Origin of the sequence: Sphingobium sp. 3R8 (assembly GCF_020166615.1) — a bacterium.
GTDB classification, from domain to species: Bacteria; Pseudomonadota; Alphaproteobacteria; order Sphingomonadales; family Sphingomonadaceae; genus Sphingobium; species Sphingobium bisphenolicum.
In genome coordinates this window covers 46991-59448 of record NZ_JAIQXR010000015.1, presented here as the reverse complement: position 1 = coordinate 59448, position 12458 = coordinate 46991, and the positions used below count along the sequence as shown (strand labels likewise).

Here is a 12458-nt window from a genome sequence, read left to right as displayed (position 1 = left end):
CCTATCTCCGCCCCATGCCGATGGAGCCCCTGCCCGACCTGTCCACCCTCTCGCTCGCCGATATCGCGCGGCTGGCTGCCGAAAAGCGCCTGCCGCCGGTCGAGAAGTGGAATCCCGATCATTGCGGCGACAGCGAGATGCGGATCGCGCGCGACGGCACCTGGTTTCACCAGGGATCGCCGATCGGCCGGGAAACGATGGTGCGGCTCTTCTCCTCCATATTGCGGCGCGAGCCGGACGGCAGCCATGTGCTGGTGACGCCGGTCGAGAAGCTGGACATCGCGGTGGAGGATGCGCCCTTCGTCGCCGTCGAGCTGAAGAGCGAAGGTGAAGGCCGGGGCCGCACCATCGCCTTCCAGATCAAGAATGGCGACATCGTGACCGCCGGGCCGGACCACAAGCTGTGCCTGCGCGAGACGCCGGATGGGCCGCATCCCTATCTGCATGTGCGTGGCGGAATGGAGGCGCTGGTGGCGCGCAGCGTCTATTATGAGTTGATGAACTTGGCGCTGGAAGAAGACGCCGAGCGCATCGGCCTGTGGAGCGACGGCGCCTTCTTCCCGCTGGACGGGGCGGCATGACGCTGGCGCAGCGGTTGCGCGCCGCGCTGGAAGAAGGGCACAGGCGCGAAGATCTGGCGCCCGACGATATGCGCGATCCGCGGATCGACGGAGAGATTGCGCTGGCGCCCGCGGCCGTGCTGGTGGCGATCACCGACCGAGCGGAACCCGGCCTGATCCTGACCGAGCGATCGTCGCGCCTGCGCAAACATGCGGGCCAGATCGCCTTTCCGGGCGGCCGGGTGGATGCGGGCGACGCCGACGAGATCGCCGGGGCCCTGCGCGAGGCGCAGGAGGAAATCGCGTTGCCGCCCGACCGGGTGCAGGTGATCGGGACGTCCGATCGCTACCACACCTTTACCGGCTTCGACATTATCCCGGTGCTGGGCGTCATTCCGCCCGACCTGCCGCTGCGCGCGCAGGAAAGCGAGGTCGCCGACTGGTTCGAACTGCCGCTCGCTTACGCGCTCGATCCCGCGCGCAGGGTGCGCCATGCGGTGGAATATGAGGGCAGGCAGCGTCATTATTACGAGATATATTGGGAAGGCCGCCGCATCTGGGGGATTACCGCCGCCATTCTCGCCAACCTCTCGCGCAGGCTGGGCCATGACCATATACCTGCCTGATGCCGAATGGCGCCATCGCTCCGGCCTGGACGGCCTGTTCGCCGCGCTGGAGGCGGCGGAGGGCAAGGCGCGTTTCGTCGGCGGCGCCGTGCGCGACGGGCTGCTGGGCCTGCCGGTCAATGATCTGGACATCGCCACGACGCTGGGCCCGCAGGACGTGGTCGATCGGCTGAAGCGCGCGGGGATCAAGGCGGTGCTGACCGGGATCGACCATGGCACCATCACCGCCGTCCTGCCCGACGGGCCGGTCGAAATCACCACGCTGCGCCGCGACGTCAGCACGGATGGGCGGCGCGCCACCATCGCCTATACGGACGACTGGCGCGAGGATGCGGCGCGGCGGGACTTCACGATCAACGCCCTTTATGCCGATCCGCTGACCGGCGCGATCAGCGATTATTTCGGCGGGATCGCGGATCTTGAGGCGCGTCGGCTGCGCTTCATCGGCGATGCGTCAGCGCGGATCGCCGAGGATCATCTGCGCATCCTGCGCTATTTCCGTTTCCTGGCGCGCTATGGCGACAATGAGTTGGACAGTATCGCCTATGATGCGTGCGTAGCCGCGGCCAACAGCCTGATGGCGCTGTCGCGCGAGCGGATCGCCGACGAACTGCTGAAATTGCTGGGCGTTGCGGCGCCGGTCCATGCGCTGCGGCTGATGGTCGAGGGCGGCATATTGCGGCCGGTGCTGCCGGAAGTGGATGCGGCCGGGATCGGGCGGGTCCATCAGTTGATCTCGCGCGAGGCGGAGGCCGGGATCGCATCATCGGCACTGCGGCGGCTGGCTGCCCTGCTGCCGCCCGATGCGACATTGGCGGATGGGGTTGGCGCGCGGCTGAAGCTGTCGAACAAGGCGCGCAAGCGGCTGGTCGTCGCGTTGGAGCCGGCGGCGGCGGTGGAAAGTCCGCGCGCGCTGGCCTATCGGGTCGGGCTGGAAGGCGCGATCGACAGGCTGCTGCTCGATTTGGACAGGCCGCTGGCGGTGTTGACCCCGTTGCGGGACTGGACCCCGCCTGCCCTGCCGATCGGCGGCGGGGCGTTGATCGCACGCGGTCTGACGCCCGGCCCGGATGTAGCCAAGGCGTTGCGTGCGGTGCAGGATGAATGGGTGGCGGAAGATTTCCCCGACGCGACACGCGTCGCGGCAATCGCGGATCAGATCGTCTCGAAATTCCAGCGCGCGCGCCAATAGTCGAACGCTTCCGCTTCGGGCATCGGCTTGGCGAAATGATAGCCCTGCCCCTGCCAGCAGCCCATCTGCTGGAGCGCGAGGGCCAGCGCCTGCGTCTCGATCCCTTCGGCGGTGACCCGCAAGTTCAGCGATTCGGCGAGTGACAGGATGGTGCGGACGATGACCGCCTTGTCATGATCCTCCAGCATCGTGGACACGAAGCTGCGATCGATCTTCAATATGTCGATCGGCAGGCTGTGCAGGCTGGCGAGGTTGGAGAAGCCGGTGCCGAAATCGTCCATCGCGATCGGCATCTGCAACCCCTTGAGCGCGACGAGCAGTTTCCGCGCCTTGTCGGGATCGGCGATGATCGCGCTTTCCGTCAATTCCGCCGTCAGCCGATGCCCGCCAATGCCCGAATAGCGCAAGGCTTCCTCGAACATCGAGGCGACATCGTCGCGCGCCATCTGGATCGGCGAGAGGTTGACGTTGACGCCCACGGGCAGAGGCTGGCCGAATTTCGCATCCCAGCGCGACAGCGCCTGCGCGGCCTCATAGGCGGCCCACCGACCCAGCGGCGTGATGAGGCCACTTTCTTCGGCGACGGCGATGAACTCGACAGGGGGCACATGGCCCAGTTCCTCGTCATTCCAGCGAGCCAGCGCCTCGAACCCGGTGATCTCACCGGTCTGGAGATGGATCAGCGGCTGGTAGGCGAGCGTCAGGCCGCCCTGAGCCAGCGCGTCGCGCAGGCGGCTTTCGATCGAGAAGCGCCGCTGCGCTTCCTTGAGCACGCCATTGCGATAGATTTCGACCTTGCCGCTGCGCTTGGCGATCTTCACCGCGGCCTGGGCCTTGCGCACGACGTCGTCGGGATCATCGTCCAGGTTGAGCGAAAGCGCGCAGCCGATGGCGCAGTCGACGCGGATTTGCAGGTCGCTCAAGCGGATCGGCGAACTGAGCGCCTCCTTGATCCGCTGCACGATATGAAGAGCGTCTGACAAGCCGTTGTTCAAACGTGCAAAAATAGCAAAATCATTGCCGCCGATGCGGGCCAGCACATCGCCCTGGCGCAGACTGGACTTCAGGCGCTTGGCGACGGTGATGAGCAGTTCGTCGCCCGCCATGGGACCGAGCGATTCATTGACCCGGCTGAAGCGGCTGAGGTCGATCGCGATGATGCCGAACTGGGCCTTGTCGGGCCAGGCCGAATTGGCGAGACGGTCGTCAATCTCTTCGCCGAATCCCGTGCGATTGGGCAGCGCGGTCAGGCCGTCCGACAGCAATTCCCGGCGGAGATTCTTTTCGATCGTGCGCTCGCCGGTGCGGTCGGTGGCGGTGAAGAGATATTGTTCCGGGCGTCCTTGGGCTGCGGGCAGGCGGCCGATGGTGCACATGAAATATTCCGGCCCCAGCTTGCCGTCGCGGCGCAATTCGAAACTGTCCGAATCGCGTCCGGATCGGATGAAGCCCATGACCCGGTCACGCCATGCCGCCGCCATCTTCGCCGCGGCGTCGGCCCGTTCGGACTGCGCCTGAAAGGCGGCGGCGAAGCGCGCATTGCCGTGAACCAACGTTATTTCGTTGTTTTCGCAGGAAAATATGGCCGCAAGCTGTGGCAGGGCCGATAGCCAGTCAGGCACGCTGATGCCCGGCACAGGATGCGCGTCATCGCCCCCCGGCAAGGGGGTGCCGCTGGCCTGTTTGACCGGCAAATTGCGCACCGACGTCGATTCCATACGCCCGCTGTATCGAGAAGGAGTAAATTTTCGGGAAACGCTAACCGCCGAATGGGAGGAACTTAGACCAAAGGCGAAATGCCTGAAATCAGAAGCGATTGTCGCGCGGGAACCCCGTCGGCGGCATACGCCCGGCGGCGCCGCGCGCGACCTTCCACGGCATCATGTCGCTTTCCGTCCGGGTACGCCCCGACTCGCCGCCCATCGTCCAGCTCAGGCCATCGGACAGGCGGAAGGCGATTGCGTCGGACAGGCCGCCGTCGCGATAGCGTTGCATCTGCACGCCCTGCCCACGCGTCATTTTCGGCATTTCGGTGATCGGGAACACCAACAGCTTACGGTTTTCGCCGATCACGGCGATGCTGTCCGCCTCGGCCGGGATCGGTCGGATGACGCTGAGCTTCGCGCCGGCCCGGACGTTGACCACCTGCTTGCCCTTGCGCGTTTCCGCCATCAGGTCCGCCGTTGCCGCCACGAAGCCACGGCCATCCGACGAAGCGAGCAGCAATTCGGTCCCGCTGCGCGCCGGCATGAAGGCGACGATCGCGCCTTCATTGTCCATATCGACCAGAGAACGGACCGGGTCGCCAAAGCCGCGACCACCCGGCAGCTTGTCCGACGCCAGCGTGTAGATGCGGCCGGTCGAGGTCGCCAGCAGCAGCTTGTCCGTGGTGTAGGCGTGGAACGCATAATACGGGCCGTCGCCTTCCTTGAATTTGAGCGTGTCGGCGGCGGCAAGGTCACGATGGCCGCTCATCGCCCTGATCCAGCCGCGTTCGGACAGGATCACGGTGATGGGTTCGCGCTCGATCATCGCCTCCAGTGGGATTTCGCGCGCCGGGGCGGCTTCCTCGACCAGGGTGCGGCGGCGGCCGAGATCGGTTTCGGGGCCGTAGCGCTTGCGCAGTGCGGCCAGATCGCGCTTCAGGCGGGTGCGCTGCCGGGCCGGGCTTTCGACCAGCTTCTCCAGCTCCTCCTTCTCCTTGACCAGTTCCGCATGTTCGCGCCGCAACTCCATCTCTTCCAGCTTGCGCAGCGAGCGCAGCCGCATGTTGAGGATGGCTTCCACCTGGCGGTCGTTGAGGGCGAATTCGTCCATCATCACCGCCTTCGGCTCATCCTCGGTGCGGATGATCTCGATCACCCGGTCGAGGTTGAGATAGGCGATGATATAGCCGTCGAGCAGTTCCAGCCTGCCGGCGATCTTTTCCAGCCGATGCTGGGCGCGGCGGACCAGTACGTCGATCTGGTGCTTGAGCCATTCTATCAGCAGCGGGCGCAGGCCCAGCACGCGCGGCGTCCGGGTGGCGTCGAGGACGTTGAGGTTCAGCGGGAAACGATTTTCCAGATCGGTCAGCCGGAACAGGCTGTCCATCAGCATCTGCGGATCGACGGTGCGCGCGCGCGGTTCGATGACGATGCGGATTTCCGCGTCGCTCTCGTCCCGAACGTCCGCCAGGATCGGCAGCTTGCGATCGTTGATGAGCGCCGCAATCTGTTCGATCAGCTTGGATTTCTGCACCTGATAGGGAATTTCGGTGACAACCGCGATCCACGTGCCGCGTCCCCCCTCTTCCTTATGCCAGCGCGCCCGCGTGCGGAAAGCGCCGCGCCCGGTGACATAGGCTTCGGAGATGATCGACGGGCTGTCCACCAGGACACCGCCGGTCGGAAAATCCGGCCCCTTCACCACCGCCATCAAGGCGGCATGATCGGTGTCGGGATCGTCGATCAGCAGGCCAGCCGCGTCGATCAGTTCGGTGACATTATGCGGCGGGATGCTGGTCGCCATGCCGACCGCGATGCCGGTCGCGCCATTGGCGAGCAGATTGGGGAACAGGCCGGGAAAGACCTCCGGCTCCTCATCCTCGCCATTATAGGTGGGTCGATAATCGACCGTGCCTTCGTCCAGTCCCGCCATCAGATCGGCGGCGGCCTGGGTCAGGCGCGCTTCGGTGTAGCGCATCGCCGCAGCGTTATCGCCGTCGATGTTGCCGAAATTGCCCTGCCCGTCGACCAGCGGCGTGCGCAGCGAGAATTCCTGCGCCAGCCGTACCATGGCGTCATAGACCGACTGGTCGCCATGGGGGTGATATTTGCCGATGACGTCGCCGACGACGCGGGCGCATTTCTTGTAACTTGTGGTGTTCCGTGCCGGGTTGGCGACCAGCACGTCCGGGGACGCGCCGCCCGGCTCCATCTTGAGCAGGCGCATCGCCCAGAGCAGGCGGCGATGCACCGGTTTCAGGCCATCGCGCAGGTCCGGCAACGACCGGGCGGTGATGGTCGACAACGCATAGACGAGATAGCGCTGCGAAAGCGCATCGTCGAACGGGTGATCCTTGATGGCGTCGAACGGGTCGCGAAAATCAGTCATCGCAGGTCGGATAGCAGGACGGGCACGAAACGGAAACGGATTTGGTCAGAAGCCGGCGATCAGCATATCGAGAGCTTTGGAAATGTCATAATCCTGATTCCGGAGCGACAGCACAACGTTGCCCAGCGACCGCGCAGGCACCGCGCCGGAAAATTGCGTCATCATAACCAGTCGATGCCCATCGACATCAAATTGCGGATTGAGGCGCGCCATCGGCGTTCCCACATCCTCGAGCGGGACCAGCGGCACTACGAAGCGGGTCGTCAGATGGTCCAGCAGGTCGGTTTGGCAGTCCAGAACATAGGCACCATCAGGCAGGCGATGGACACAAAAACGCGCCATTAGAACCGCCGATATTTTTCGAGCGGCAATCCATGTTGTTCGACATAGGCGTTGGAGGCGGCAATGCCGGCCGCGTTGTCTTCTTTCCATTGCCGTCCGCGCGCCGACGCAATCTCGCTGCGCAAAGCATCTTCGCACGTGCGGGACAGGTTGATGCCCAGTGCTTTCGCATCGGCTACCAGATCAACGTCCAGTGAAAGGTTCGTCGCCTTGCGCGTGGCGATCCGTTCATGCTTGGTCATGATCGACTCCTGCATCTCATGTGCGCATGAATATACGCATGGGCTATCAATGCGGCAAGTATCGCCCTTCGGGATCGGCGGCGATCTCGGCCGCAAATTCCGCCACGATCCAGTCGCGGAAGGCCTTCACCTTGGGCGTGTTGCGGGCGTGAGGCGGATAGACCACCCAATAGCTGGCGATTTCCCGGACATAGGAGGGCACGGCTTCGACCAGCAGGCCCGACTCGATCTCCATCTTCCACAGGAAATGGTTGAGGATGGCGACGCCCTGCCCGCCGATCGCGGCGCGCCCCTCCATGACCTGGCTGTCGAGGGCGATGCCGGGCGGGCCGGCGGCGGGATCGGCCTCAACCGCCATCGCCGCGAACCATTCATGCCACCACATGTCATCAGGCGACAGGCGCGGCAGGGCATGGAGCGCCTGCGCATCGGCGATTGGGCCGTGCCGGTCCAGCCATGCAGGGCTGCACATCGGTACGAGGCGGTTGTGGGTCAGCAATGTCGCCTCCAGCCCCGGCCATTGCCCCTTCCCGCCCCGGATCGCCAGATCCACGCCGTCGCGCGCGAGATCGACGACGCTGTCCTCCGCCTGGATGCGCACGGCGAGGTGCGGATGACGCATCTGAAAGGCCCCGATTTTGGGCGCGAGCCAGAGATGGGCGAAGCTGTTGGTGCAACTGATCGTCAGCACGGCCGAATGATCCTGCGTCAGCGCGGTAAAGCCCTGGCGCATCTGGTCGAAGGCGCGGGTCAGGACGGGCGCGATGTCCCGCCCCTTGTCGGTCAACGCGACCTTGCGCCCGATGCGCTGGAACAGGCTCAGCCCCAGCCGTTCCTCCAACAACTTCACCTGATAGCTGACCGCGGCCTGGGTCATCCCCAGTTCCTGCGCGGCGGCGGTGAAATTTTCGAGGCGGGCGGCTGCTTCGAACACGCGGATTGCGGAGAGGGGCGGCAGCGTCGACATGCCATCATCAATAAGCTGAGCTTATCTAAAGCGTCCAGCCTTTTGTTGGCGACCGTCACGGCGATCGGGCAGAAGCGCAGGCGCGGACGATCTTTCCGATCCGCCCCCGCCACTTGGAAAGGACGGCATCATGCGTGACGAATATGACGACCGGCTGCGGCATGACGGCCGCGAACAGATCAACGACGGGATCGACCGGCTGCTGGCCAGGATCATGCAGGCGTTTCGTGTCCTGCATATGATCCATTGGTCCTCGCCCTGGGCGGCCGCTGAACGCCAATGCCGGAACTGAGCCGGACGGCGGCAAAATCGACCATCGCCACCAGATCGGGGGTTGCGGTTTCGGGCAGGAGCGCCACTTTGCGGCCGTGTCCGAATCCGCTCCCCCCGCCCTTTCCGCCCTTCCCCCTCCCCCGACCGCGTTGCTGAACGGCGCGGCGCTGTTCCTCGATTTCGACGGAACGCTGGCGCCGCTGGCCGACACGCCCGACGCGGTGGATGTCGGCGACGACCTGCTGTCGCTGCTGGCCCGGTTGCGCGACCAACTGGACGGGCGGCTGGCGATCGTCAGCGGTCGATCGATCGCGACCCTGCGCGCACTGGGCTTTGGCGATTTCCTGCTGTCGGGCACCCATGGGCTGGAGTTCGCCCGGCCCGGCGCGGCGGTGGACGCCCCGCCCCGCCTGCCCGCCATCGATGCGGTGGAGGCCGCCTTCAACGCCTTTGTCGAGGGCAAGCCCGGCCTGCTGGTCGAACGCAAGTCGATCAGCGTCGGGCTGCATTTCCGCGGCGCGCCGATATGGGGCGAGGAAGCGGGCCGGCTGGCGACGGCCCTGGCGGACGCGCATGGCCTGGCGTTGCAACATGGCAAGATGCTGTATGAATTGCGTCCCGGCGGCGCGGACAAGGGCAGCGCCCTCCTGGCCCTGATGCAGAGCGCGCCGATGGCGGGCGGCGTACCGGTCTTCATCGGCGACGACGTCACCGATGAAGAAGGCTTCGCCGCCGCCGCCGAATTGGGCGGCGCAGGAATATTGGTCGGGGCGCCGCGCGCGACATTGGCCGCATTCTCTTTGGAACAGGTTGCCGCCGTCAGGCATTATCTGGCCGAGGGGGTCGCCGGATAATATTTTCGGCGTCCCTTGTCGTGAGCAACGAAAGGGGCAGACCGATCCAAGCACCGAATGATTCCATCCTGGCTGGCAGCGAGCGAACGCTCGACCTCTGGCCCATCGGCAATTGCCAGGCCTCCGCGCTGATCGACCGCATGGGCCGCATGGTTTGGGCCTGTGTGCCGCGCGTCGATGGCGACCCGGTTTTTTCCGCCCTGCTGGACGATGAGGCATGGGATGATGCGCAGGCGCGCGGCTTTTGGGCGATCGAACTGGAAAATTGCGTCGCGGTCGAGCAGCATTATATCCGCAACACCCCGATATTGGTGACCCGCCAGAGCGACGCGCAGGGCAATGCGATCGAGATCATCGATTTTTGCCCGCGGCACAAGCATAAGGGCCGTATCTACCGCCCGGTCGCCTTCATCCGGATCGTGCGGCCGGTCGCCGGTTCCCCCCGCATATGCGTCAAGCTGCGCCCCACTACCGCCTGGAACGCGGAAAAGGTGCCGGTCAGCTATGGCTCCAACCATATCCGCATGGTCCTGTCCTACATGGCGATGCGGATATCGACCAATGCGCCTATCGGGCTGATCGCACAGGAAAGCTGGTTCCGGCTGGAGCAGGACGCGCATTTCTTCATGGGGCCGGACGAGGGCTTTTCCGATGCGCTGCGCCCGGCGATCGAACGGATGCTGGACGACACCATCCATGAATGGCAGCTCTGGGTCCGCGGCCTCGCCATCCCGGCCGAATGGCAGGAGGCGGTGATCCGGTCCGCCATTACGCTCAAGCTCTGTCAGCATGAGGAAACCGGCGCGATCGTCGCCGCGCTCACCACCTCCATCCCCGAACATGCGAACAGCGGGCGTAACTGGGACTATCGCTACTGCTGGGTGCGCGACGCCTATTATACGGTCGAGGCGTTGAACCGGCTGGGCGCGCTCGACGTGCTGGAATCCTATCTCGTCTACCTGCGCAACATCGTCGATGGCGCCAAGGGCGGGCATATTCAGCCGCTCTATGACGTGCGCGGCAACGCCACGCTGACGGAATGGGAGGCAGAGCAACTGCCCGGCTATCGCGGCATGGGGCCGGTGCGCGTGGGCAACGCCGCCTATGAACAGATACAGCATGACGCCTATGGCCAGATCGTGCTGTCTTCGGTGCAGGGCTTCATCGACCAGCGGCTGCTGCGCATGGCGGGCCATGCCGATTTCGAGGCGCTGGAGGCAGTCGGCGAACGCGCCTGGGCGGTGTACGACCAGCCCGACGCCGGCCTGTGGGAACTCCGCACCCGCGCCCATGTCCACAGCTATAGCGCGGTCATGTGCTGGGCGGCGTGCGATCGGCTGGCCCATGCCGCCACCGCGCTCGACCTACCGGTGCGCGCCGGTCATTGGCAGAACCGCGCCGACACGATGAAGGCGCGCATCCTGGAGGCCGCCTGGCGCACCGACAGCAAGGCGATCTCCGCCAATTTCGAGGATGATTCGCGCGATGCGTCGCTGCTGCAACTGCTCGACCTGCGCTTCCTGACTGCCGACGATCCGATGTTCATCGGCACGCTGGCGGCGCTGGAAACCGACCTGCGGCGCGGCAACGACATGCTGCGCTACAGCGCGCCCGACGATTTCGGCGAGCCGGTGACGGCGTTCAACGTCTGCACATTCTGGCTGATCGAGGCGCTGCATCGCACCGGCCGGACCGACGAGGCCCGCGCCCTGTTCGAGGAGATGCTGTCCCGCCGCACCGCCGCAGGGCTGCTGTCCGAAGATATCGACCCCATTAGCGGGGAATTGTGGGGCAATTATCCCCAGACCTACTCATTGGTCGGCATCATCAATTGCGCCGTCTTGCTGAGCAAACCGTGGAGCGCGATGCGATGAGCCGCCTTATCGTCATATCGAACCGGGTCAGTCGGCCCAGCAAGTCGGGCAACCAGGGCGGGCTGGCCGTCGCCCTGTCGCAAGCCTTGCGGGAAAGCCGGGGCATCTGGGTCGGCTGGTCGGGCGACGTCACCGACAATTTCACCGGCCATATCGGCTTTGCAGAGGATGAGGGGGTCAAGACCGCGACGATCGACCTGGAAGAACAGGATGTCGACGAATATTATAATGGCTACGCCAACAAGACGCTGTGGCCGCTGTTCCATTTCCGCATCGACCTGGCCGAATATGCCCGCGATTTCGAGGGTGGCTATAATCGCGTCAACAAGCGCTTCGCGGAGACAGCCAGCCCGCTGATCGAACCCGAAGACGTCATCTGGGTCCATGACTATCATATGATCCCGCTGGGCCAGATGCTGCGCGACAAGGGGCTGAAGAACCGCATGGGCTTCTTCCTCCACATTCCCTGGCCCCCGACCCGGCTGCTGGTGTCGCTGCCCCATCACAGCAAGCTGGTCAGCACGCTGTTCGCCTATGACGTCATCGGTTTCCATACCGAGGAATGGCTCGAATCCTTCCGCCATTATGTCGAGCGCGAGATGGGCGGCAGCGTCAATGGCGACTTCGTCACCGTCGGCGATCGCACGATCCAGGCGGTCGCCTGTCCGATCGGAATCAACGCAAAGGAATTTGCCGAGGCCGCCGAGAGCGACGAGGCGCAGGATATGTTGAGCCTGGTTCGCGCGTCGTTGCAGGACCGGTCGATGATCGTCGGGGTCGATCGGCTGGATTACAGCAAGGGGCTGGAGGAGCGATTCAACGGCTATGCCCGTTTCCTGAAGGATCATCCCGAACACCACCGCAAGCTGCTGCTGACCCAGATCGCCCCGCCCTCGCGCGGGGAAGTGGAAAGCTACCAGCAGATCCGTGCGACGCTCGATTCCCTCGCAGGACGGATCAACGGCGAATATAGCGACGTCGACTGGACCCCGATCCGCTACGTCAACCAGGGTTATCCGCGCGACAAGCTGGCCGGCATCTATCGCGCCGCAAAGATCGGGCTGGTGACACCGCTGCGCGACGGCATGAACCTGGTCGCGAAGGAATATGTCGCGGCCCAGGACCCCGAAGATCCGGGCGTGCTGATCCTGTCCCGCTTCGCCGGGGCGGCGATGCAGCTCAAGGATGCATTGTTGATAAATCCCTACAGCCCGGAGGAGATGTCCGACGCGATCCTGCGGGCGCTGGCCATGCCGCTGGACGAGCGCAAGCGGCGCTGGCGCGCGATGATGGACAGCGTGGAGCAACAGGATATCAGCTGGTGGCGGCAATGTTTCACCGGCCGGCTGATGGCGGTTGAACGCGCCGAAGCGCCGCCGCTGACGGAAGACATGGCGGGATGACGGCACAGGTCCGCCACCTGAGCATCGGCA

At 64.8% G+C, this 12458-nt stretch carries 12 protein-coding genes; 7 read left to right on the top strand and 5 right to left on the bottom strand.

What is annotated here, in order from left to right; genetic code table 11:
• The first annotated feature begins 14 nt into the window (after positions 1-14).
• From K9B33_RS14840 to K9B33_RS14830, 3 genes are read left to right on the top strand one after another with little or no spacing between them, the layout of a single operon-like run.
• A complete protein-coding gene (locus tag K9B33_RS14840) occupies positions 15-581 on the top strand; it encodes a DUF1285 domain-containing protein (RefSeq protein WP_224549852.1) in 567 nt (188 codons plus the stop codon).
• The gene (locus K9B33_RS14835; protein WP_224549850.1) at positions 578-1186 is read left to right on the top strand and encodes a CoA pyrophosphatase; all 609 of its coding nucleotides are present in this window, start codon (positions 578-580) and stop codon (positions 1184-1186) included. Before K9B33_RS14840 ends, K9B33_RS14835 begins: the two co-directional genes overlap by 4 nt.
• A complete protein-coding gene (locus K9B33_RS14830; protein WP_224549848.1) occupies positions 1167-2378 on the top strand; it encodes a CCA tRNA nucleotidyltransferase in 1212 nt (403 codons plus the stop codon). The genes K9B33_RS14835 and K9B33_RS14830 overlap by 20 nt, the downstream gene beginning before the upstream one ends.
• Here the strand turns inward: K9B33_RS14830 and K9B33_RS14825 are convergent.
• From K9B33_RS14825 to K9B33_RS14805, 5 genes are all read right to left on the bottom strand, one after another.
• Positions 2342-4096 (bottom strand): putative bifunctional diguanylate cyclase/phosphodiesterase, encoded by a 1755-nt coding sequence (locus K9B33_RS14825; protein ID WP_224549847.1) that lies wholly within the window; start codon positions 4094-4096, stop codon positions 2342-2344. The genes K9B33_RS14830 and K9B33_RS14825 overlap by 37 nt on opposite strands.
• 88 nt (positions 4097-4184) lie before the next feature.
• The gene (gene parC / locus K9B33_RS14820; RefSeq protein WP_224549845.1) at positions 4185-6473 is read right to left on the bottom strand and encodes a DNA topoisomerase IV subunit A; all 2289 of its coding nucleotides are present in this window, start codon (positions 6471-6473) and stop codon (positions 4185-4187) included.
• A gap of 45 nt (positions 6474-6518) precedes the next feature.
• Entirely contained in the window at positions 6519-6815 is a 297-nt protein-coding gene (locus tag K9B33_RS14815) for a CcdB family protein (protein ID WP_224549843.1), read from the bottom strand.
• Positions 6815-7057: a type II toxin-antitoxin system CcdA family antitoxin gene (locus tag K9B33_RS14810; RefSeq protein WP_224549841.1), complete on the bottom strand. Its 243-nt coding sequence runs from the start codon at positions 7055-7057 to the stop codon at positions 6815-6817. Before K9B33_RS14810 ends, K9B33_RS14815 begins: the two co-directional genes overlap by 1 nt.
• 46 nt (positions 7058-7103) lie before the next feature.
• Entirely contained in the window at positions 7104-8024 is a 921-nt protein-coding gene (locus tag K9B33_RS14805) for a LysR substrate-binding domain-containing protein (protein WP_224549839.1), read from the bottom strand.
• A gap of 130 nt (positions 8025-8154) precedes the next feature.
• On the opposite strand from K9B33_RS14805, the gene K9B33_RS14800 reads away from it, so the two are divergent.
• The 4 genes from K9B33_RS14800 (at position 8155) to otsA (ending at position 12428) form a co-directional block, all read left to right on the top strand.
• Positions 8155-8316, top strand: coding sequence for a hypothetical protein (locus K9B33_RS14800; protein WP_224549837.1), 162 nt, complete (start codon positions 8155-8157; stop codon positions 8314-8316).
• Between the two features lie 76 nt (positions 8317-8392).
• Positions 8393-9151 (top strand): trehalose-phosphatase, encoded by a 759-nt coding sequence (gene otsB, locus K9B33_RS14795; protein WP_224549835.1) that lies wholly within the window; start codon positions 8393-8395, stop codon positions 9149-9151.
• Positions 9152-9255: 104 nt separating this feature from the next.
• Positions 9256-11025: a glycoside hydrolase family 15 protein gene (locus K9B33_RS14790; protein ID WP_318011140.1), complete on the top strand. Its 1770-nt coding sequence runs from the start codon at positions 9256-9258 to the stop codon at positions 11023-11025.
• Positions 11022-12428: an alpha,alpha-trehalose-phosphate synthase (UDP-forming) gene (gene otsA / locus K9B33_RS14785; protein ID WP_224549833.1), complete on the top strand. Its 1407-nt coding sequence runs from the start codon at positions 11022-11024 to the stop codon at positions 12426-12428. The genes K9B33_RS14790 and otsA overlap by 4 nt, the downstream gene beginning before the upstream one ends.
• The last annotated feature ends 30 nt before the right edge of the window (positions 12429-12458 follow it).